The organism is Streptomyces brasiliensis, from assembly GCF_014647875.1.
GTDB lineage: Bacteria > Actinomycetota > Actinomycetes > Streptomycetales > Streptomycetaceae > Streptomyces > Streptomyces brasiliensis.
Genome location: NZ_BMQA01000025.1, coordinates 57,902 through 79,858, shown reverse-complemented (window position 1 = coordinate 79,858; position 21,957 = coordinate 57,902). Strand labels below are relative to the sequence as shown.

The following is a 21,957-nucleotide window of genomic DNA, read 5'->3' as shown; positions in this document are numbered from 1 at the left end:
GAGGATCAGGGGGACTTCGGCCATCATCGGCTCCAGCTCGCGGGCGTCATCCGCAGAACGCCCAGAATCTCGTCGTTGTGCTCCCCGAGCATGGGTGCACCGCGCCGGATGCCCCCTGGGGTCCGGCTGAGCTTCGGCACCACGCCGGGCATCGGGACGCTTTCACCGCCCAGCGACGGGTCGGCCACCTCCACGACCATGTCCCGCGCGCGATAGTGCGGATCGTTGAGGATGTCGGGCGCGGTGTAGATCCGGCCGGCCGGCACGCCCGCCTTGTCCAGCAGGTCGAGGAGTTCGTCGACCGTGCGACGGCGGGTCCAGTCCGCGATCTCGGCGTCCAGCTCGAGCTGGTGCTCGCCGCGCAGCAGGTGCGTGGCGTAGCGGCCGTCGGGCGCGGCCCACTCCGGGCGCTGCATCGCGGCCGCGAGACGGCCGAACACGGTGTCCTTGTTGGCCCCCATGACGATCCACCGGCCGTCGGACGTGGGGTAGACGCTGGAGGGCGCGATGCCCGGCAGCAGCGGTCCGGAGGGCCCACGCACCTTCCCCAGTTTCACGAACTCGGGAAGGATCGACTCCATGTACATCCACGTCGCCTCATAGAGGGCCACGTCGATCACCTGGCCCCGGGGGGTTCCCGGACGCAGATGGCCGCCAAGCAGTGCGAGCAGCGCGCCGATGAAACCCTGGGTGCCGGCGAGAGCGTCCCCGATGGAGATCCCGACCCGGACCGGCGGCCGGTCCGGGTCCCCCGACAGATGCCTGAAACCGCTCATCGCCTCGGCGATCGAGCCGAATCCGGCCCGGTCCCGCAGCGGGCCCGTCTGCCCGTAGCCGGTGATACGGACCATGACCAGGTCGGGGTTGTCCGCCTGCAGGTCCTCGGGGCCGAGGCCCCAGCGTTCCATGGTCCCGGGACGGAAGTTCTCGACGACCACGTCGGCCGTACGGGCCAGTTCGCGGAAGGCCGCCTGCCCTTCACCCACGCGGAGGTCGAGCGTGACCGACTTCTTCCCGCGGCCGATGATCGGCCAGTACAGCCCCACGCCCTTGTAGAGCCCGCCCCAGCGGCGCATGTCGTCACCCGCCGGGGGTTCGACCTTGATCACTTCAGCGCCGTGGTCGGCGAACAGGTGGGCGCAGAAAGGCCCGCTGATGATGTGGCCGACCTCGAGGACCCGCAGACCGGCGAGGGCGCCGCCCCCGAAGGATGCCCTGCCGGTCACCTGTCGAAGCCGTTCTGCGTCAGCCAGCCGGCGATGTGGTCGACCGCCGACTGCAGATGCTCCTTCTGGCCGCTGTAGTAGTGGTTCGCGCCCTCTATGACGCTCAACTGCTTGTTCTCGTGGGCGATGGCTTCGTAGATGGCCCGCGGGTGTGCCGGCGGGCACGCGTCGTCGCGGGAGTTCTCGAGCAGGAGGACCGGAACGGTGACGCGGGAGGCAGCCTCCACGGCGTCGACCTGCGCGGTGTCGTAGGACCACTGCGAGAGCCAGCTGCGCGTGGTGGTGAAGCGGCCCAGCGCCGAGGGCCCGTCGTTGACCAGGCGGGGGTCGCCGAGGTAGGAGCCCGGTGCCCGGTCGTTGGGGTCGACATCGAGGTCCAGCCAGCGGGGGTCGGCCATGGTGCCCTGCACCACGAAGCAGTGCTCCTCGTGGTGTCGTCCGGCCGCCTGGAGAGCGGCCAGACGCTCCTGGGCATGCGCCGTGATGCGACGGCTGCGCGCCACCTGGGCCACGCGGTACTCCTCCAGGAACTCCTCGGTGTATGGCGGCTGGTTCGGGTTTTCGGGTGCGTACAGGTTGAGGTGGGGGTCGCGCTCGTCGGGGCGCGACTCGTCGAGGATCGAGGCGTCCAGGAAGTCGGTCAGCAGGTGGTGCCGGCTGCGGTGCGCCGCGAGGATCATCACCCCGTCGGCCGGGGTCAGCCGGGTGTCGACGAGCGGGGTGTACTCCCCCGCCCCGGTGAGCTTGATGACCGGCTGCTCGGCCTCTGCCTGATAGCCCATCATCAGCGAGCCGCCGCCGCTCCAGCCGGCCAGGATCACCCGCTCGTAGCCGAGTCGCTCCTTGGCGTCCCTGACCACCGCGCCGAGGTCGAGGAGGACGTTCTCCATGATCAGCGCGGCGTCGCCGTTGCTGTACCGGGTGCCGGCGGCGACGACGTGGAACCCGGCCCGGGCCAGGGCCGAGAACATCGGCAGGTAGCCGGGGGATCCGATCGGGTGCATCGCCACCACACAGGTCGTGGAGGGGTTCTCACCACGGAGCAACTGAGCCTGCAGCACCACCGAGTCACCGATCGTGCCGTAGACGTCCTTGCGCGTGGAGTTGTCCCGTTGCACCACAAGGTAGGGGGTACGGGTGTACTTCACGGACCTGTCCACGGGCATGGGCGTACCTCCAGTGCTCGACGTCGTGCGGCCGGCAGTCCGGTGCCGCCCACAAAACCATACAGTGTTTGGATCAATGGTGTGCAGTCCGGCAGCGGCTACGAGGACGTGTCCCGGGACAGGTAGCCCCTGCGCTCACCGGACACGAAGGTCTCGCGGGCCTCCGTTGCGTCACCGCGCATGTTGAGTTCGAGGGTCAGCGCGGTCTCCTGGCGGTAGAGCGGCCCGATGTCCCGCCGGGCGCTGCCGTTGATCGCCTTCTTGGCCGCCCGGACCACCGACGGCCTCTTGGCCGCGATCACTCCGGCCAGCCGCCGGGCCTCCTTCGGTACCGACCCCTCGTCGGGCACCGCGACCACGGTGCCGTACGACGCCAGCTCCCGCCCCAGCACCGGCTCACACGTGAGCATCGCCTGGCGCAGTCTCTTGTCCGGCATCAGTCCCATCGCCTGCACCGCGCCGCCGGTGGCGCCGTTGTCGACCTCGGCCAGCACGAACGTGCACGCCTCGTCCGCGACCACGATGTCGCTGGCGCCCGCGACCAGCACGCCCAGACCGATGCAGTAGCGGTGGACGGCGGCGATCACGGGGACGGCGCAGTCGTGCAGACCCACGGTCAGGGCGGTGGAGCCGGTGACCTGGCCGAGGATGCCCTCGAACCCCGGCAGCCGCTGGACCTCCTTGACATCACCGCCACCGATGAAACCCCGGCCCTCGCCGCGCAGGATCACCACGCGCACGTCCGGGCGGTCGTCGACGCTCTCCACGACGGCTGCCAGCTTGGCGAGGTCCTCGATCCCGAGGGCGTTGACCGGCGGGGCGTCGATGACCAGCTCGAGGACCCCGTCGGCGGACAGCTTCTGGTGGATCGGCACTGTCTCCTCCTCCGGTCAGCGGCCGCGCTCGTCGCTAGTCAGCGACGGGACCTTCGGATGCGGCATGGGGTGAGCCAGCGGCGGGGCCACGTCGGGGGCCTCGGCCTGGCACAGCTCGACCGCCTTCGCGTAGGCCGCGACCTGTCGGTCCTCGAGCTCGTAGTCGAACTTGCCGGTGTACATCGGATAGGCCTCGGGGGTGGGCGGGTTGGCCCGCAGCCACTCGACGGTCTCGGCGAGCGCCTCGTACGCCGTGACCACGTCCCGGTGGCCGAGCTGGGTGCGGATCTTGGACGCGTCCACCATCATGTGCGGCCGCGAGGCCGGCGCGAGGAACTCGTTGACTGCCGAGGGCGCGATGAGCGAGGGGATGCCGATGAATTCAAGCGGTGTTCCGCAGATGTCCGCCACGACCTCGGCCCACTGCCGCAGGGTGAACTGGTCATCGTCGGCGACGTTGTAGGACTCACCGTTGGCGGCGTCGGGATGGTCGACGATCGCCATGATCCCCGCCGCCGCGTTGCGGGCGGCACAGCGGAAGATCACCCAGAGGCCGTCGTCGGGCAGGATCATGTACCGTCGGCCGTCCTGGATCCGCTTCACCACCGCCCACTCCCACGGCACGATGTTGCGTGGGCCGTAGATCTGGGGGTAGCGGACGTAGGACGCCATGTAGGCACCGTGCGCGGCACGCTCCATCACCGAGCGCTCGGCGCTGAGGATCTGCATCGCGAACTTCGCGGGCACCGCGACGGTGTCGGCCAGCGGGCTGTCCTCGCGGGCGTTGATCTTCATGCCCCACGGCTTGGAGCCCTGCGGCTCGATGAACCCGCGGTAGACCGGCACACCGCCCACGCAGATCAGCTGGGCGGTCCGGCCGGCGAAGAACTCCCCGGTCACCCTCATCCGGCCGTACGTCGCGACCACGAGGTCCCACTCCTGGTCCCCGACCACCTCCTCGAGGGTCTCGGCGAAGTGCGGGTCGGCGTGGATGTGCTTGACGTCGGGAAGAGCCGGCGGCTCGTGGGCGCCGCGGTGCAGCATACTGACGTCGTGGCCGCGGTCGAGAAGCCCCTGCAGAATGTGCGGGCCGGTCGGGCCAGTTCCGCCGATGACCAGGGTCTTCTTGCTCATGCTCAGTCCTCGATTCCACGGCTGGCCGCGGGGGCCAGTCCTTCGCTGAAGGCGCTCTGCCCGCCGTCGACGGGGATCACCGCGCCGGTGATGAAGGCCGAAAGGTCGGATGCGAGGAACACCACGACGTTGGCCATCTCCTCGGGCCGGCCGAGCCTGTTCAGCAGGTGGGAGCGCTCGACCTCGCGCAGCCGCTCCTGCGGGAGGCCGCTGCGGAGTGCGGGTGTGTCGAAGACACCAGGCACGATCGCGTTGCAGCGGACGCCCTGCGCGCTGTAGTGCACCGCCACCGTGCGGGTCAGCCCGATGATGCCGGCTTTGGCGGTGTTGTAGCTCATCCGCCACGTGGCGCCGGTGACACCGCGGGTGGAGGACATGTTGATGATGCTGCCGGTCCCGGCTTCGAGCATCCCCGGCAGCACGTGCTTGCAGCCCAATGCGGCACCGGTGAGCGTGATCGACAGGCTGGTGTTCCAGGCGTCCAGGTCGAGGTTGAGCGGATCGCGGTCGCGGTCCATGACCGGTCCGCCGGTGAGCGCGGCGTTGTTGTGCAGCACCGTCACGGGGGCGCCGAACTCGCGGCGCGTCGTCTGCACGGCCTCCCTCCAGGCCGCCTCCTCGGCGATGTCGAGGACCGCCGCGACGGCTGTGCCGCCCGCCTCGGTGATCGACTTCGCCGTGGCGGTCGCGGTGTCGCCGTTCACATCGGTCACCATGACCTTGGCACCGGCCGCGGCGAGGGCGTGCGCGGACGCCTGTCCCATTCCGGAGCCGGCGCCGGTGACCAGCGCGACCCGTCCCTGAAGGGAACCCATCGTCGTGTTCTCCGTTCACCTCGACGTCAAAACCAAACAGTGTTTTATCAGGTCGTGGGGCACGCAGGAAGGCCGACTAGTCTCCGGCCCGCATGAGGTCGTCGAGGATCGGCGACCGGTCGGCCGCGAAGTCCTCGGGCAGGTACTGCTCGGCGAACTCGCGGGTGTCGTAGAAGTAGTCCCGCGCCCAGCGGATGCGACCGTGCTCGACCTTGAGCGTGCCCATCACCTTGAACGAGTGCAGCAGCCTGCCGTGGTCGTCGACGGAGTCGTCGAAGCGCTCGGTGAGCACGTAGGGGCCGTCGGCGGCGGCATGCACCAGTTCGAACCGGAAGCCCGCCACTCCCTTGCGCGCCCTCGCGTTCTCCAGATCCGTCACCAGCTGGTCCAGGCTGGTCACCCGGGGCGGATCGAAGCCGCCCGAGGCCCACCACAGGTCGTCGTGGCAGAGCCGTCGGGCAGTCGCCACCATGTCGTCGTGCGTCGGTCCGAAGTGCGCGAAGAAGTCGCGCACCACGGCCAGCGGATCGGTGTTCACCTGTTCCCCTACTCGTCAGGCCGACGCCCGGGCGGATGGCGTCGGCGGGCACACGGGCCGCCGCCATGCCCCGAGCGCCGCGGGCGGGCACGGCTCAGGCGTTCTCGTGGTCGTACTTGTACGCCGTGAGCGTGGCCTCGTCCTCGCCCTCGTGGAAGCGGCGGGCCAGGTCGTCGAAGTCCACACGGTGACCGATCGGGTGCCGGGAGAAGGCCGACGAGCGCAGGAACGCGGTCGCCTCCTCGTTGGTGCGAAACCGGTCGATCTGCAGTTCGGCCCGGTTCCCGTCCGGATCGCGGTAGTAGAGCGACAGTGTCGGACCGTGGTTGACGACCCAGGTTGCGTCGATGCCCTGCCCCTTGAGCCGCTCGTACGTCGCCACCAAGTCGCCCAGGCTCGCGTAGGTGAACGCGATGTGATCCAGGCCGGCCGGGTACCCGGCCGGGTCGTCGAGGTCGGCCGGTTGGACGATCGCGACCCGGTGGTGCTCGTCGTCGAAGGTCAGGAAGCCGATGAACCCGTTCTCGAACACCACCTCGGCCTGCAGCAGGTTGGCCCACCACTCGAGCATCGGCCTGAACTGCCGTGTGCGGAGCACGACATGGGCCAGCCGGTCGGGAACGATCGTGCGCGTGGTGTTTCCGGCCGCCGACATCAGCTCAGCTCCTCGAGGAGGCTGCTGTCGCGCGGATCGGCCGGGGCCGCCGCGTCCGCCGGTTCCTCGGCTCCGCCCCCCAGGTAGGCGCTGAGCACACGCGGGTCGTGGCGCACCTCCTGCGGCGAGCCGCTGACGAGCACCGCCCCGGCGGTCAGCACGGTCACCTCGTCGCAGGCGGCGAGCACCATGTCGATGTTGTGCTCGACCAGCAGGATGCCCATGCCCCAGTCCTTGGCGAGTTTGCGCAGCAGGACGGCGAGGTGCTGGGCCTCCGGGTCGCTCAGACCGGCGGCGGGCTCGTCGAGGCAGAGCACCGAGGGGGTGCTGGCCACTGCCCGGGCGATCGCCGCGAGCCGACGGTGGCCCATGGAGAGTTGACCGGGCTTGAGGTCGAGCTCGCCCAGCAGGTCGAACTCACGGGCCGCCGCGAGTGCCGCGCCGTCGAGCTGGATTCTGCCGGGCCGCACGAAGTCGGAGCCGTACCTGAGGGGGCTCCAGCTCTCGCTGGCGATGGCGAGGTTTTCGCGCAGGGTGAGGTCCTCGAAGAGCTCCAGCGACTGGAACGACCGGCCGAGACCGGACTTCAGCCGTTTCTGCGGCGACATCCTCGTCAGGTCGGCGCCGTCCAGGTTCACCGTGCCGGTGTCACATCGTACGAAGCCCGTGACGGCGTCGATCACCGTGGTCTTCCCGGCACCGTTGGGGCCGATCAGGCCGTGCACGGTGCCGGGCGCGACGACGAACGTCGCGTCGGACACGGCGACCACATTGCCGAAGCGCACCCGCAGTCCGGAAACGGTGAGCCGCTTGGCCGTCACCGGCTCGGCCTTGACGACTTCGGCAGCCCTGACGTCCTGGGCGTCGGCCGGCGGCTCGGCCTTGTGCCGGCGTAGCTTGTGCGCGATCCCCTTGACCATGTCGACGTTCATCTGCCAGAGACCGGACGGGTTCTGGACCAGGATGACCAGGAGGATCAAGCCGCTGATCAACGGGAGCCAGGATTCGATCGAGTGGATGCCGGAGAAGAGCTCCGAGCTGACGCCCGACGGCATGAGAGTGCCGCCCATGACGCCGCCGCCGACGTACCCGACGCCGCCGACCACCGTCATGGCGACGACCACGATGGAGTTGAAGGTGTCGAAGTTGACCGTCACCACACTGAAGCTGCGGAAGGTGAGAACCACACCGGCGACGGCTGCGATGCCGGCCGCCGCACCGAACGCGAACAGCTTGGCCCCGAAGACACTGACGCCCAGCGAGGCGGCCGCACGCTCGTTGCTTCGTACGGCGAGCAGCCGGCGGCCGACTGCGCCGCGGCGGACGTTGAGCACGCCGACCGCCACGATCACCAGCAGGATGAACGCCATGATCGCGTAGCGGTCGGGTGACAGCAGGCCGCTGACGTTCTGCCCGAAGATCTCTATGGGCGGGACGACGATGCCGCTCGTCCCGCCGCTGTAGTCGGTGTTGTTGAGGACGATGTTGTAGATGACCACGGCGAGGCCGAGGGTGACGATGGCCAGGTTGATGCCGCGCGTGCGGAGCGCCGGCAGCGCCACCAGCACGCCGAGCAGTGCGGTGACCGCCACGGCACCGAGAAGGGCCGGCAGGAACGGCCATTTGAGATCGGCCACCAGCCGGGCAGCGATCAGGGCACCGAAGCCGGCCAGGACGTACTGCGCGAGCGAGAGCTGCCCGGCGTATCCCGTGACGAGCACGATGGACACACAGAGGATCGCGAAGCCGATGGTGACCGTGAACGCGTTCGTCCAGGCGAGGTTGAGCACCGAGCTGAGCAACCACGCCATGACCGCGCAGACGACCACCGTCGGGATGATCCGCACCTTGCCGGAGCCGATGTCAGCCATGCGGTCCAGCACGTGGCTGCGCAGCGGGATGCCGCGGCCGCGCAGCACCATCACGATCACCACGATGATGAAGGGCACACTGGCCGACCATCCGGGCGCGCTGACATAGCGGGCCATGAGGGACTCGACGACGCCGAGCCCGATGGCTCCGGCGAACACGATCGGGAACGAGTTGAAGTTGGCGATGAGACCGACGGCGAGAGCGGGGATCACCAGCATGGCGAGGACCTGCGGTTGCAGGTAGGTGATCGGCGCAATGAGGGCGCCGGCGAGCGCGCTGAGAGCGGCGCCCAGCGCCCAGTTGACAATGGCGATGCGCTCCGGGGAGTGGCCGAGGCTCGCGGCGACACGGACGTTCTCGGCGACCGCGCCTGTCGCCCGGCCGAACGTCGTACGGCGGTAGACGAACCACAGCGCGGCGGTGGACACCGCCCCGAGGAGGAAGAGGATCAACCGGTCGGCGCCGACGTACGCATGCGGCGCCACCTGGATACTGCCGGTCGGCAACAGCGACGGCGCGGCCTTCAGGTCGCTGCCGTAGAGGAGCACGGCACCCGACGTCAGCACCATGAGCACGGCGAGCGTCGAGATGACCTTCAGCAGGGCCGAAGCCTCCTTCATGGGCTTCAGGACCAGCAGTTGGACCAGTGTGCCGAGGATCGAGCCCACCACAACGGCGAAGACCAGGCCGAGCCAGCGCGGGAGTGAGAAGCCCACGACGGCTTGGTAGTAGGCGTAGCCGCCCACCATCACGAACCCGCCCTGGGCGAAGTTGAGGATGCCGGATCCCCGGTACACCAGTACCAGCCCCTGGGCGATCAGCGCGTACAGCGCACCGGCGCCCAGACCGATGAGCAGGTAACGAAGGAAGTCCATGGACGTTCTCCTGTGAGTGGTGAGGCCGGACGGGAGCGGATCAGTCGGCGCTGTCGTGGCCAGCGAGGTACAAGCGCTGGATCTCGTCCATGCCGTCCGAGGAGTCCCCACTGGCGACCAGCTCACCGCGGCGCATGAGGTACCAGCGGTCGGAGGCGGCCAGTGCCCGGCGCGCCTGCTGCTCCACCAGCAGAACCCCGATGTCGAGCGTGGTCGCGGCGTCGCGCAGCGCTGCGAGGAGCCGGTCCACCACGATCGGCCCGAGGCCCAGGGAGAGTTCATCGGCGAGGAGGACCTTCGGCCGCCGGGCGAGAGCGCGGCCGAGCGTGAGCATCTGCTGCTCACCGCCGGAAAGGAGACCTGCCCGGCGGTCCAGCAGCGCGCCCAGTTCCGGGAACACCTCGACGGCCGGCTCGATGCCGCCGCTGCCCAGGAGCAGGTTGTCCCGCACCGACATGGACATGATCACAGAACGCTCCTCCGGCACGAACCCGAGGCCGGACGCCGCCCGCTTGTGCAGCCCGCCGGTGAGGGGGGAGCCGAACCAGCTGATCTCCCCGCCGAGCGGGCGCAACTCACCGGCGAGAGTCAGCAGTGTGGTCGACTTCCCGGCACCGTTGGGCCCCAGCAGCGCGACGATCTCACCGGCGCGGACCTCGATGTCCAGCCCCCGTACGACGGCGAGGTCGCCGTAGCCGGCGACCAGCGACGTCGCCCGCAGGGCGGCACCTCGCGCCGTGGCGGGCTCGGTGTGGGCGACTGCAGTCACGTCATCTCCCTCAGCGGTGATGGAGCCGGGTGCCCTGCCACAGCCCGTGGCGGCACACACAGCGCGGTAAACACTGTTTGGTTTTACGTCCGCCGCAACCTCAACGCAAGGACCTGACAGGGCCGGATCCTTGCGATCTCTGACGCGAACCGCCCCCCTTGCCGATCAACGCCGAGCACAGTTAACCTAACCGCGTTTCGTTATTTGTGGCAAGGATCCTGTTTCCATAGACAAGGACCCCATGAAGCGACGACTGCTCTCCGCCCTCGCCGTCTCCACTCTCACCCTCGGCTCGCTGGCCGCCTGCGGTCGCTCCTCCTCCGGCTCCACAGCCGAAGGCCCCATCAGGATCATGTCGATCGGCTCCTTCGAGTCGCCTGTGTTCTCGACCCCTCAGATCGCAACCGCGCTCCGCGCGAAGATCGCCGAGATCAACTCGAACGGCGGTATCGACGGCCGTAAGGTCGCGCTCGAGACCTGCAACGACAAATTCGACCCCAATGAGGCAACCTCGTGCGCCCAGCGCGCGGTGTCGGACGGCTTCGTCGCCGTGGTCGGGGGCGCGTCTGCGTTCTCACCCCAATTCCTGCCGATCCTCGAGGCCGCGAAGATTCCCCTGGTGGCCGGAAGCGCGAGCTCCGGCGCCCCCGAGCTGCAAAGCAAGATCTCGTTCCCCGTCAACGCCGGCGCCCCGGGCATGTCGATCGGCAACGGTCGGCTCGCGGCCGAGGCGGGCCGCACGACGGTCGTCATCGCCTCCGACAACGAGGGCTCCCAGAGCGGCGCGGACCTGGCCATCCAGGGCGCCTCGGCCAGCGGGTCCAAGATGACCAAGGTGACGATGAAGCTGGGCGCTCCCGACGTCTCCGCCACGGTCGCGAGCTCTCTGGAGCTCGACCCTGACGCCGTCTCCCTCCAGGTCGTCACCGAGGACGCCTTGAAGCTGGTCAGGGGCTTCCGCCAGGCCGGCTACGAGGGTCTGATCACCGGGCCGGGCTCCAACTTCCCGCCGGCCAGCCTCAAAGCGCTCGGCGACTTCGCCGAGGGCGTCCGGATGACCAGCCGCGTCGTGCCCACCACGTCCACGGACATCCCCCAAGTCCGCGAGTTCCTCGACCAGATGGCGGCCGAGGACCCGAAGGCCCAGACCGACGACCTCGCGCTCAACGCGTGGACGGGGATGTACCTGCTGGCCAAGGTACTGAAGGGCCACAAGATCACCGACGGCGCCTCCGTGATCGCGGCCTTCGACGACATCAAGGAGCCGATCGTGCTGGGCACCGCCCCGGACTATCCCGGCATCCCCGCTGAACCTGACAGCAAGCAGTATCCCAGGGTGCCCGTCTTCGCCACGGTCGGCAGCACGGTGAAACACGGCAAGATCGTCCGCGACGGCGACTTCTTCAACCCCCTCGAAGGAAAGGACTGACCATGGACGTCGTCATCGTCACCGGGGGCGCCAGCGGCATCGGCGCGGCCACCTCCCGGTTGCTGACCGAGCGCGGCTTCCGGGTGGTCGTCGCCGATCTGCAGGACGAGTTGGGCGAGCCGCTGTCCGAGGAACTGAACGGACTGTTCGTCCACCACGACGTCGCGGACCCGGACTCGTGGGAGGGTCTCCTGACCGCGGCGGTGGATCGCTTCGGTCCGCTCTTCGGCCTGGTGGCGGCGGCCGGGGTCAAGAGCGAGTACCTCCTCGACAGTCCGCCGGACCCGGCCCTGTTCCATCGCACCGCGATGGTCAATCAGCTCGGGGTGATCCTCGGCGTCCAGGCCGTCGGACGACACCTGCGGGAGCTCGGTCGCGGCTCGATCGTCAACATCGCCTCCGGGGCGGCGATGCCGCCGGCACAGAGCCCCGACCTCGCCTACGTCAGCACGAAGTGGGGGGTACGCGGTGTCAGCCGGGTGGCCGCGCGACAACTCGCGCCGTACGGCGTCCGGGTCAACACGGTGCTGCCGGGACTGATCCGCACCCCCATGATGGCCACGATCATCAAGAACTTCCCCGATCGGGTGGCCGGCATCGAGGCGGCCATCCCGATGCGGCGGATGGGCGAACCGGACGACATCGCACGGGCGGTGTACTTCTTCATCTCCGAGCTGGGCTCATACGCCACCGGCGCCGAACTGGTCGTCGACGGAGGATCCCTCGCCTGACGGTCGAACACATCGAAAGGCGGCAGCCATGACCACATCCACCAGAGATGCCCTGCACCAGTGCTCCAGTTGCTCTCCGGCCCCGCCGCCGAACTCGGCACCCGCCTCCAGGCCGGTATGTCACCGGTCCCGATCGCGTGGAGTGACGGTGGCGGCTCATCCCGCGGGATCCAGGCGGTGCTCGCCGAGGCCGGCCGATGGTGGGCCCCGACTCCCACGGGCGAGGTCACGATGGCCGTGCTCGACTCCATCGCCACCGGCGGCGCCGCTCTGGCCGAGACCCGCTACCTCACGCAGCACGGCACGGCCCTCGGCCTCGGCCATGCCGTCATCGACCTCACCGAGGGAACGGAGCCGGCGCGCCACCACGGTGACCCGGGCGCCGCCGCCCGCGGCATCGAGGTGCCCGACTTCCCTCGCCCGGCAGCCCGCACTGCTGCCCCCGGCTCGGCCGCGCGCCAGCAGGCAGCCGTCCGCGACTTCTTCGGGATGCACGACGAGATCGGCGGAGTGCTGGCCGCCTGGGAGAAGTACGCCGACCCGGATGTCCTGCTCTGGCACTCCGCAGAGGGAGTGCGCGCCCGGGGGCGCGAGGCGCTGCTCGACTTCTACGCGCGGCAGCACGGGCGTTACGCCTACAGCAGCGTCCGGTGGGAGCTGCACGTGATCGCCTCCCGCCCCGGTTACACGACGAGATCACCTACACGCTGACCCACGAGGCGCATCCGCCGATCGTCCTGCCGGCTTCGTTCGGCGTGGACTTCGGGCCCGACGACCGGATCGTCGCCTGGCGTGACTACTCGCGGGCCTGGATCCCCGGGGAGGCATCGTGAGCCGCCCCTTCTCCAAGGGCTGACCAGTCCGGGTCAGCCCTTGGAGAAGGGGCGCGGGGCCGCGTCCACCCGGTCGCCCAGGAGCCGGCGCAGGATGTGGGTGCTGCCGGTGTCGATGCCCAGGTCGGGGTGGGGGGCGAGCCAGCCGGCATCCAGTGACATCTTGGCCACGCGCATCATGTTGATCGCGCTCTGCACGGCCAGGGCGACGTCGTAGTAGGGCAGGTCGTCGAGCGCGCGTCCGGTGAGCTGACGGTAGTAGTCCAGTTGCTCCGCGCGGGTGGGGAAACCCTCCGGCCGCTCCGCACCGATGCCTTCGGTGAAGTACCGGTCCGCGAACAACCAGTGGGACAGATCGTGGGCGGGGCTGGCCAGGCACGCGAACTCCCAGTCCAGCAGCGCCACCACCTCCGGCCCGTCATCGCTGAACAGGACGTTGCCCAGACGCGAGTCACCCCACGTCAGTACCGGCTCGGCCTCCGCTGCCGGCCGGTTGGCCTCCAGCCAGGCGAAGCCTCGCTCGACGTGCGGGTTCCCGTAGCCGAGCTCGCACGCGGCGTGGTCGTAATGGGCGCGGTAATAGTCCAGCCGCAGGCCGAGCGCGGACCTCCCCGCGGTCGGTCGCTCCAGCGACGGCACGTCGACGCGCGTGTGGTCGACTGCGTGGACCGCGGCCATCGCCTCGATCGCCGCCTCGTGCACGCGGCGGCGACCAGGAGGGTCGAGGTCGACGATCCAGCCCGAGACCGTGTACGGCGGGCTGTCCGGCCCTGGCCGACCCGGCACGTACTCCATGAGGAAGTACTCCGGGTCAGGGCTGCGCCACACCACCCTCGGGACCGGCACGGTGCCGACCGCCGACAGCGCCTGCATCACCTCGCACTGCAGCCCGAGGGTCGGCACATGCAGCAGCGTCGGTCCCTGGGGCGGAGTGCGGAGCACCAGTCGCCGCGTCCCGGGCCCGTCGGTCCCGGTCCATCGCACCCGGAAGGTCCAGGTGCCGTTGGAGAACCCGCCCGAGCTCGGCGTCCCCACCTCGTCGACAGTGATGTCGCGAACACCGTCGTACGTCGCCTCGAGCCAGGGCTGCACCGCGTCGAGCGGCGATACCGGGCCTGCTGTGCTCTCGGTGCTCATACGAGCCCCGAACCAGGCTTGCCGAGGCGGTCACGCAGGTAGTGGGCCGCGAAGTTCAGGAGCATCCTGTGGCCGGCGAGACAGTCCGGCTCCTTGCCGGGCGGTGCCCAGTCGGGAGAGGCCGCGGCCATCAGGTCGAGCGGCCGCAGGTCGACGCCCGGCCCCCAGTCGTACGGCGCCGCGGCGGTCTCGGCAGGCGCGCGGAGGTCCACCACCCGGCCGGGCGGCCAAGTGGGCAGGTGGGTGGGCGGCAGGTCACCGACCCGCGGAGCGTCGCTGCGGAACAGTACTCCGTGCCGGGTGGTACGGCCGCCGGCAACGGGGAGGCCTCCGAGGTCGCGGAGGTTGGTCATCCGGGTGGTCACGCGAAGTTTCTCCTCAGTCCGTCGCACAGAGTGCCGGTGACTCCCCAGAAAGCCACCGGCAGTCCGTCACAGCACTGCTGCGTCCGGTGCGGGATCAGCCCGCCAGCGGGTCGAAGAACTTGCCGTCCGGGACGATCTTGCCGTCCTTGATGGTGCTCGGCTGCACCTCGAAGACCGCCACCCGCGGGAACTCCTTGTGGGGCGGGGTGCCACCGAGTCCCGGATAGTCGGGGTAGATGCCGAACAGGTCCACCGGCTTGGACATCTTGGCGAGGGCGTCGATGACCGACTTCCCGTCGGTGATCACGTGACCGCTCATGATGCCGGGCAGGGCACGCACGGAGAGCCAGCCGTTGAGGCTGATGTCGTCGATCGGAGCGTCGGGGTCGATCGCGTGCACCTCCGTGTTGAACTCAGCGATCATCTTGTTCTCGGTGTACGACGCCGGAAGGCCGCGGCCGGCGAGCACGATGCCCTCCGCCTTGTTGCCCAGCGCCTTGATCGAGGCGGGGTTGACGATCGACGCCGGGCCGGTGATCGGGCCCTTGAAGCCGTTCTCGCGCAGTGCCGCCACGATGCGCGTCGCGGTGTCGCCGGAAGCGGTGAGGACGATGCCGTCGGGCTTGTGGTCGAGCGCCTTGAGCGCAGTCGGGTTGAAGTCGGCGGAGGTGGCCGGTGCGATCACCTGGGTCATGGATCCGCCGGCGCGCTCGATGCCCTGTTTTGCAAGGTCGACCGCTGCACGGCTGGAGCCGACGTCCATGGGGATCACGACGACGTTCGGGCCACCGCGCTCCACGGCCAGCCGTCCGGCACCGATGACGAAGGCGCTCGAGCCGGCGTTGATCGGGTAGAACGCGGGCTTCTCGCCCTCCACGATGCCGTCGCCACCGCCGGGACCGATGAACGGGATCTTCGCCGCCTCAAGAATCGGGGCGAGCGCCCCGGTGTGCGGCGTCATGCCGCCGACGACCGCAGCCACGCCCTCGCTGACCGCGCGCTGCCCGCACGCGGTGGTCTCGTTGGGGTCGAACTTGTCGTTGCAGAACGAGACCTTGAGCTTGCGGCCGTCGATCCCGCCTGACTTGTTCACCGCGTCGACTGAGGCCTGGATGGCGGTCTGAAGCTGGGGGACGGAGTAGGTCGCGCTCTCGAAGGAGGCTATCGACATGATCTTGATGGGTCCGTCGGAGCTTCCTGCGGCCCCGCTGTCTTCCTTGCCGCAGGCGGCGAGCGGCAGGACCAGAGCCAGGAGCGGTACGAGTCTGAGAGAGCGACGCATCGTGTTCTCCAATTGGTGCAACGTTGCTTGGTTACAGGGCGGACATCCTGCGTCGATCACGGCGCAGGACGGCCAAGGACGGCGTCGCCGGGGAATACTGGGCCCGGCCTCAACCGTGCGATGTAGGTGAACTTGGGTGCTTCGTCACGAATCCGGCCGATCGTGCCGCTCAGAACGTCTGCGCCAGCAGAGTCGCCTCGCGGGTGGCCGTGGTGACGCCTCGGGGGGCGATCACGTCGCCGCAGGTGTGCACGGTGACTCCGAGCGCGTCGAGTTCGTGGACCAGCCCGTCGCGCGGGACGGGATGCACTGCGGCCACCACGACGTCGATGCCCAGCAGGTGGCTCTCGATGCCGTCGGGGTCGACGAGCATGGCCTTGCCGTTCTCGAACGACCTCAGGTCCTTGAAGGTCATCGCCGTGATGAGCGGCGACCGGCGGAAGAGGTCCTGGTAGTCGAGCCGGTGGTTGTAACCGCCGTTGGTGACCATCCGGTCGAACGGTGTCACGTAGACGACCTCGTGGCCCTCCAGAGCCAGCTTCTCGACCGCCACGCCGGCCGGGTTGTGGCCGGTGCGGTCCACGACCAGCACCTTCACGCCCTCGGGGAGCTCGCCGACGATCGCGTCGTCGACCGAGACGATCCCCGGCCGGTCCAGGCCGTGAGCGGCGAGGTCGTGCTCGGCGCCGGTGGCCACGACGACCTCGTCGAAGTCCAACGCCCGGATCTCCGCCGCGGTGAGCCGGTGTCCGTACTCGACCCGCACGCCCTCGTGCCTGAGCTCGTTCACCAGGTGGTCGACGGTGCCGAACAGTTCGGCGGCCCGGGTGCCGAGGATGTTCCGCAGCCGGCCGCCCGGATGGTCGCTCGCCTCCACGATCCTCACATCATGGCCCCGCTTGACCGCAACCTCGGCGGCCTGCAGTCCGGCGACACCGGCACCCACGACGAGTACGCTCTTGCGCCGCGCCGGCGCCGGCACTGCGGCGAACCGAGCCTCGCGCCCGAACTCCGGGTTGTGCCAGCACTGCACGACCTTGCCGTCCACGCGCCGGCTGTTGCACTCGGCGACCCGCACGCAGGTACGGATGCGGTCCTCGTCGCCGCGCAGGATCTTCACGCCCATGTCCGGGTCGGAGATGAAGCCGCGGGTCATGCCGATCAGGTCGCACATCTCGTCGGCCAGCGCCTGCTCGGCCATGTCCGGGTCGACGATGCCACCCACGCCGACCACCGGCACCCGCGCGTCGATCGCGTCCCGCAGGCCCTTGGCCAGTTCGAGGTCGTAGCCCTTGGGGTAGCGGAAGGAGGCCACCGCGGGCTGGCTGTACGCCGGTGCCTTGGTGCCGATGGAGAGGTTCATGAAGTCGATGTGCCCGGTGTCCACCAGGCGCCTCGCGACGTCCATGAGCTCCTCGGCGGTCAGGCCGTTCTCCTCCTCGCGCAGCTGGTCGTCGGCGGTCATCCGCCAGCCCAGGATCTTGTCCTCGCCCAGTCCTGAGCGGACAGCCTGGAGCACCGCGGTCGAGAAGGCCAGTTGCTCACCCCATTCGTCGTCGCGGCCGTTTCCCCAAGGGCTGTAGGACTGCTGCAGCAGATAGCCGTGGGCGCCGTGCAGTTCGAGCCCGTCCAGACCGGCCTCGCGGAACACCTCGGCCAGCCGGCCGAAAGCGTCGACCATCAACTGCACCTCGGCACTGGTCATCCGGTGCGCGGCTTCGCCGAACTCGTCCTGGCCACCGTTGAAGGACCACTCCGCCCTTTCGTCGAGCAGCACGTGCGAACCGATCTGACGGCCGAAGTTCACCACCTGCGGAGTGACCAGCGCGCCCTCCTCGTGCACGGCGTCGGCCAGCCGCTTGAGCCGGTCCACCACCGGCCACGGCCAGTCGTGGAACGGTTCGACGTTGACGGGCTGAGCGATGAGCAGCGCAGCGCCGCCCTTCGCGCGGCGGCGGCAGTAGTCGACATAGGTCGTCTCGTCGCCGGCCGGGTGCCAGGGCGCCATGATGCTGTGCCCCGTAGTGATCATCCGGTTGCGGAGCACGTTGCCACGGATGGTCATCGGGCTGAGCAGACGGGCGTATTTCCCATCCGTGCGCGGGGACGTCGGCCCGGTGGTGGAGCTGGTCGTCATGCGTCTCTCCTGTCCGGAAGCCTCGCCGTGCCGGAAGTCCTAGACGGCGAGGATCCTGCGAATCGCGTCTTCGATGTCGCGCTGCCCGACCACCCACTCCTTCTCCAGGACGGGGGCGTAGGGCGCGGGTGTGAAGGGAGCCCCCACGCGCAGCACGGGGGCGTCGAGCGTCCAGAAACCCTCGTCGACGGCCCGGGCGGCGATCTCGGCCCCGATCCCGAAGTCGAGGACCGCCTCTTGCGCGATCACGAGCCGGTTGGTCTTGGCGAGAGAGCCCAGCACCGTCTCCCAGTCGATGGGGGCGACGGTGCGAAGGTCGACGACCTCGACCGAAATGCCCTCGGCAGCCAGCGATTCGGCGACGGCGAGGCTGTCGCGAGCCATGCGCGAGACGCTGACGACGGTCGCGTCGGTGCCCTCGCGGAGCACCTTCGCCTTTCCGATCGGCACCACGTGGTCAGGGGCGAACCCCGGACCGGTCTTCTCGTAGAGGAGGCGGTGCTCGATGACCACGACCGGGCTGTCCTCCTGGATCGCGCTGCGGAGCAGGCCGTAGGCGTCCGCGGGCGTCGAGGGCATCACGACCTGTAGGCCAGGGATGTGGGCGAGCAGAGCCTCGATCGCCTGGGAGTGCTGGGCGCCCGAGGAGCGCCCGGCGCCGAACTGGGTGCGGATCGTCAGCGGCACGCTCACCTTGCCGCCCGTCATGTACCGCAGCTTCGCGGCCTGGTTCATGATCTGGTCGAGGCAGACCGCGACGAAGTCGGAGTACATGATCTCCATGACCGGCCGCATGCCTGCCATCGCGGCGCCCACGCCCGCCCCGACGATCGCGCTCTCGGCGATCGGGGTGTCACGCACCCGTCCGGGGAAGTCCGCGGCCAAGCCGCGGGTCAGGCCGAAGACGTTGCCACCCTCGCCGACGTCGATGCCGGCCACGAAGACCGACGGGTCCCGTTCCAGTTCGCGGCGGAGTGCCGCCTTGACCGCCCGGCTGTAGCGCACCGGTTCTGCGTCGGCGGGCAGCGCCGGCTCGACGACGGGTTTCGGAGGGGTACGAACATACTCGAACAGGCTGCCGGCCGACGGCTCCTGTCCGGCCATCGCGGCCGCCACTGCCTGCTCGATCTCCTCGGTCACCGACGCGTGCACGCTCGCGATCTCGGCCTCGCTCGTGCCGCCCGCCCGCAAGCGCGTCTCGGCGAGCAGGATCGGGTCCCGCTCGGCCCAGGCCGCGGCGAGCTCCGCGTCGCGGTACTTCAGCGGATCGCCCTCGTAGTGGCCGCGGGCGCGGAACGTCACGGCCTCGACGAACGCGGGGCCCTCACCACGGCGTACCGCCGCCACGATGTCCTCCATCGCGTCCGCCATCGCGACCACGTCGTTGCCGTCGAGACGGTGAAAGGACATGCCGTAGGCCGCCGCACGGGCCTCCATCAGTCCGGGCGCCTTCAGGTGGGTGCTGGAGAACTCTGAGAACTGGTTGTTCTCACAGAGCAGGATCAGCGGCAGCCGCCAGTCGCCCGCCAGCGTCGCGCCCTCATGGAACGCACCGGTGCTGGTGGCGCCATCGCCGAAGAAGCTGACCGCGACCTTACCGTCCTGCCGCAGCATGGCCGCGGTGGCGGCGCCGGCCGCGATCGGCACCCCGGCGCCGACGATGCCATTGGCGCCGAAGATTCCCAGCGCCGGGTCGGCAATGTGCATCGAACCGCCCCGGCCGCGATTGGTCCCGGCCTCCCTGCCGAAGAGTTCGGCGAAGGCGCCGGAGAGGTCGAGTCCCTTGGCCAGGACGTGGCCGTGCCCGCGGTGGGTCGAGGTGATCACGTCGTCGGGCCGCAGTGCCGCCGCGGTACCGACCGGCACCGCCTCCTGGCCGACCGAGAGATGCACGAACCCACGGATCACTCCGTCGCGGTAGAGCGCCGCGGCCCGGTCCTCGAACATCCGGATGCGCAGCATGTCGCGGTGGAGGTGGGCCAGGTCCGTCCGATCGCTCGGGGTCGAATGCGGGCGGAGCCTCTCCTGGACGTGTGTCATCGTGCTCCCTGTCCTCGCGGGGGATCGAGTCGCGGCGTCCGTCACGGACCGCAATCGCGACCGGGCTCACTGTCGCACAGGAGGGGGACTTAAACAAGCATTGATTGGTTATTGCTTGCGGAAGCTCATACCGCCGACGTCACGGCGTGCGCTGGTCGGCGAGCCGCATCAGGAGCCGGCCGAGCTGCTGCTGCTCCTCAGGGGTAAGAACGGCGAACCAGGCGCGGTCGCGCTCGGCCTGGGCGCGCAGGCCTTCCATGAGCCTGGAGCTGCCCTCCTCCGTGAGCGAGACCAGCACCTGGCGGCGGTCGCTCTCGCTTCGGTCACGGCTGATCAGGCCGTCGCGCTCCAGAGTGTTGAGAACGGCCGAGGTGGCGGCGCGCGAGGCTCCCGAAAGCCGCGTGAGGTGCCGGGCCTCCAGGGGACCGGCAACCCACAGCAGGTTCATCAAGCGGAACCCGGCCCAGCTCCAGCCCAGTCGACGGTGAACCGACTCGGCGTCCTGGCCGAGTCGGTTCCAGAACTTGGTCAGATTGAAGACCAGGTCGGTGCGGTCGGCGACATCGGGTGGCACGGTGCCCTGCTCGACGAGCCGGGCATGGAGGATGTCGCGAAAGCTCGGCTGCGCCTGCGTGTGACGGGAGTTCACGTCCAGAAGGATAGGGCCACCCACCTCAGTCCTCGATGCCGATGGCCTGCTCGGGGCAGGCCATGGCCGCGGTCTCGGTGTCGCGGCGCAGGTCGCCGGTGATGTCGGCGGCGATCACGCGGGCGTAGCCGTCGGCATCGAGGTCGAACACGTCAGGGGCCATCATCGCGCACTGGCCGTGGCCCACGCACTTGTCGGTGTCGATCACTGCCTTGGTCATCGCTGCTTCTCCTTCGGATCCTGTGGTACGGGGCTCGCGGTCACCACACCCGTCTCGACGAGCCGGTCGGCGTCGAGTCCGAGGGCGGCGAGGATGTCGCGGCTGTGCTGTCCCGGCAAGGGCGGCGGCGTCGGAACGCCGGGGGCCGAACCCGAGAACCGGGGTGCCGTACCGGCCTGGAGGACGCCGTCGCGCACCCCCAGCGACCGCCGGAACCGTATGTGCGGATGGTCGGCGGCCTCGACCAGGCCGAGCACCGGAGTCACGCAGCAGTCCGTCTGCTCGAACTCCGCCGCCCACTCACCGCGGGTCCGGGTGGCGAAGACCGCGGCCATCCGTCGGCGCAGGTCCGGCCAGCGGGACTCGTCGAGCTGGTGACGCGGGTCGTCGTCGAGCCCGAGCCGGCGGAGCAGCTCGGCGTAGAACTTCGCCTCGCCGGCACCCACCGCGACGCACCCGCCGTCGGCGCACTCGTAGACGGAGTAGAAGGGGGCGCCGCCGTCGAGGACGTTCACGCCGCGCCGGTCCTGCCACATGCCGCCGGCGTACATCGCAAGAGTGCTGGAGAGCAGATGGGAGACACCGTCGACGATGGCCGCGTCGACGACCTGGCCCGTGCCGGTGCTCGCGGCCTCCCGCAGTGCGGCGAGCAGGCCGATGACGAGATAGGTCGCGCCTCCGCCGAAGTCGCCCAGGTAGTTGACCGGGATCTGCGGTGGTCCATCGGCTCGGCCGATGCCGTGCAGGGCGCCGGTGAGGGCGATGTAGTTGATGTCGTGGCCGGCGGTCGCGGACAACGGGCCCTCCTGACCCCAGCCGGTCATCCGGGCGTAGACGAGTTTCGGGTTGCGGGCCAGGCAGATGTCGGGGCCCAGCCCGAGCCGTTCGGCGACGCCCGGCCGGAACGGCTCGGTCACGGCATCCGCCCGCTCGACGAGCGAGAGCACAATCTCCACGGCCTCGGACCGCTTGAGGTCCAGAGCCAGGGACCGCTTGCCGCGGTTGAGCAGGTCGAACCTCGGCTCGGCCGCGGCCTCGACACCGCCGTGTGCGGCCCGCGCCCGGTCGATCCGGATCACGTCCGCGCCGAGGTCGGCCATCAGCATGGTCGCAAAGGCACTCGGGCCCAGGCCGCCGAGCTCCACGATCGACAGCCCGCTCAGCGGTCCTGACATGTCTCCTCCTGTGATCCGCACCGGCGCACGGCAC

Annotated in this window: 20 protein-coding genes; 3 read left to right on the top strand and 17 right to left on the bottom strand. The window is 69.6% G+C overall.

Going from position 1 to position 21,957, the window contains the following annotated elements; all coding sequences use genetic code 11:
• Positions 1-23: 23 nt before the first annotated feature.
• The 9 genes from IEZ19_RS29880 to IEZ19_RS29840 all read right to left on the bottom strand — a co-directional run bounded on the left by IEZ19_RS29880 (position 24) and on the right by IEZ19_RS29840 (position 9,925).
• Positions 24-1,226 (bottom strand): CaiB/BaiF CoA transferase family protein, encoded by a 1,203-nt coding sequence (locus tag IEZ19_RS29880; protein WP_189314424.1) that lies wholly within the window; start codon positions 1,224-1,226, stop codon positions 24-26.
• Positions 1,223-2,392 carry an acetylxylan esterase gene (locus IEZ19_RS29875; protein WP_189314423.1) on the bottom strand — a complete coding sequence of 390 codons (1,170 nt, stop codon included), beginning with the start codon at positions 2,390-2,392 and terminating at the stop codon, positions 1,223-1,225. Before IEZ19_RS29875 ends, IEZ19_RS29880 begins: the two co-directional genes overlap by 4 nt.
• Before the next feature lie 98 nt (positions 2,393-2,490).
• Positions 2,491-3,267 carry an enoyl-CoA hydratase-related protein gene (locus IEZ19_RS29870; RefSeq protein ID WP_229841005.1) on the bottom strand — a complete coding sequence of 259 codons (777 nt, stop codon included), beginning with the start codon at positions 3,265-3,267 and terminating at the stop codon, positions 2,491-2,493.
• A gap of 15 nt (positions 3,268-3,282) precedes the next feature.
• Complete coding sequence (locus IEZ19_RS29865) at positions 3,283-4,401, bottom strand: Rossmann-fold NAD(P)-binding domain-containing protein (protein WP_189314422.1); 1,119 nt, start codon at positions 4,399-4,401, stop codon at positions 3,283-3,285.
• A gap of 2 nt (positions 4,402-4,403) precedes the next feature.
• Positions 4,404-5,216, bottom strand: a complete 813-nt coding sequence (locus IEZ19_RS29860) for an SDR family NAD(P)-dependent oxidoreductase (protein WP_189314421.1) — start codon at positions 5,214-5,216, stop codon at positions 4,404-4,406.
• A gap of 76 nt (positions 5,217-5,292) precedes the next feature.
• A complete protein-coding gene (locus IEZ19_RS29855; protein ID WP_189314420.1) occupies positions 5,293-5,754 on the bottom strand; it encodes a limonene-1,2-epoxide hydrolase family protein in 462 nt (153 codons plus the stop codon).
• 94 nt (positions 5,755-5,848) lie between these two features.
• Entirely contained in the window at positions 5,849-6,409 is a 561-nt protein-coding gene (locus IEZ19_RS29850) for a VOC family protein (RefSeq protein WP_189314419.1), read from the bottom strand.
• Positions 6,409-9,156 carry a branched-chain amino acid ABC transporter permease/ATP-binding protein gene (locus IEZ19_RS29845; protein WP_189314418.1) on the bottom strand — a complete coding sequence of 916 codons (2,748 nt, stop codon included), beginning with the start codon at positions 9,154-9,156 and terminating at the stop codon, positions 6,409-6,411. Before IEZ19_RS29845 ends, IEZ19_RS29850 begins: the two co-directional genes overlap by 1 nt.
• Positions 9,157-9,196: 40 nt before the next feature.
• Positions 9,197-9,925, bottom strand: coding sequence for an ABC transporter ATP-binding protein (locus IEZ19_RS29840; RefSeq protein WP_189314417.1), 729 nt, complete (start codon positions 9,923-9,925; stop codon positions 9,197-9,199).
• 241 nt (positions 9,926-10,166) lie between these two features.
• On the opposite strand from IEZ19_RS29840, the gene IEZ19_RS29835 reads away from it, so the two are divergent.
• Genes IEZ19_RS29835 through IEZ19_RS29825 form a run of 3 tightly spaced genes read left to right on the top strand, consistent with a single transcriptional unit; the run spans position 10,167 to position 12,796 of the window.
• The gene (locus IEZ19_RS29835) at positions 10,167-11,354 is read left to right on the top strand and encodes an ABC transporter substrate-binding protein (RefSeq protein ID WP_189314416.1); all 1,188 of its coding nucleotides are present in this window, start codon (positions 10,167-10,169) and stop codon (positions 11,352-11,354) included.
• A 2-nt stretch (positions 11,355-11,356) separates the two neighbouring features.
• Positions 11,357-12,085, top strand: a complete 729-nt coding sequence (locus IEZ19_RS29830) for an SDR family NAD(P)-dependent oxidoreductase (protein ID WP_189314415.1) — start codon at positions 11,357-11,359, stop codon at positions 12,083-12,085.
• Positions 12,086-12,145: 60 nt separating this feature from the next.
• On the top strand, positions 12,146-12,796 hold the full coding sequence (locus IEZ19_RS29825) for a hypothetical protein (protein ID WP_189314414.1): 651 nt from the start codon (positions 12,146-12,148) through the stop codon (positions 12,794-12,796).
• Positions 12,797-12,951: 155 nt separating this feature from the next.
• Here the strand turns inward: IEZ19_RS29825 and IEZ19_RS29820 are convergent, their stop codons facing one another.
• From IEZ19_RS29820 to IEZ19_RS29785, 8 genes are all read right to left on the bottom strand, one after another.
• Positions 12,952-14,055: a phosphotransferase family protein gene (locus IEZ19_RS29820; RefSeq protein ID WP_189314413.1), complete on the bottom strand. Its 1,104-nt coding sequence runs from the start codon at positions 14,053-14,055 to the stop codon at positions 12,952-12,954.
• Positions 14,052-14,420, bottom strand: coding sequence for a tyrosine-protein phosphatase (locus IEZ19_RS29815; RefSeq protein WP_229841003.1), 369 nt, complete (start codon positions 14,418-14,420; stop codon positions 14,052-14,054). The genes IEZ19_RS29820 and IEZ19_RS29815 overlap by 4 nt, the downstream gene beginning before the upstream one ends.
• Before the next feature lie 94 nt (positions 14,421-14,514).
• The gene (locus IEZ19_RS29810) at positions 14,515-15,702 is read right to left on the bottom strand and encodes an ABC transporter substrate-binding protein (protein ID WP_189314412.1); all 1,188 of its coding nucleotides are present in this window, start codon (positions 15,700-15,702) and stop codon (positions 14,515-14,517) included.
• A gap of 169 nt (positions 15,703-15,871) precedes the next feature.
• Entirely contained in the window at positions 15,872-17,839 is a 1,968-nt protein-coding gene (locus tag IEZ19_RS29805) for an oxidoreductase (protein ID WP_189314411.1), read from the bottom strand.
• Positions 17,840-17,878: 39 nt separating this feature from the next.
• Positions 17,879-19,879 (bottom strand): alpha-ketoacid dehydrogenase subunit alpha/beta, encoded by a 2,001-nt coding sequence (locus IEZ19_RS29800; protein WP_189314410.1) that lies wholly within the window; start codon positions 19,877-19,879, stop codon positions 17,879-17,881.
• A 139-nt stretch (positions 19,880-20,018) separates the two neighbouring features.
• A complete protein-coding gene (locus tag IEZ19_RS29795; protein ID WP_189314409.1) occupies positions 20,019-20,528 on the bottom strand; it encodes a MarR family winged helix-turn-helix transcriptional regulator in 510 nt (169 codons plus the stop codon).
• Positions 20,529-20,553: 25 nt separating this feature from the next.
• Positions 20,554-20,748, bottom strand: coding sequence for a ferredoxin (locus tag IEZ19_RS29790; RefSeq protein ID WP_189314408.1), 195 nt, complete (start codon positions 20,746-20,748; stop codon positions 20,554-20,556).
• Positions 20,745-21,923: a CaiB/BaiF CoA transferase family protein gene (locus IEZ19_RS29785; protein ID WP_189314407.1), complete on the bottom strand. Its 1,179-nt coding sequence runs from the start codon at positions 21,921-21,923 to the stop codon at positions 20,745-20,747. Before IEZ19_RS29785 ends, IEZ19_RS29790 begins: the two co-directional genes overlap by 4 nt.
• Positions 21,924-21,957: the final 34 nt, after the last annotated feature.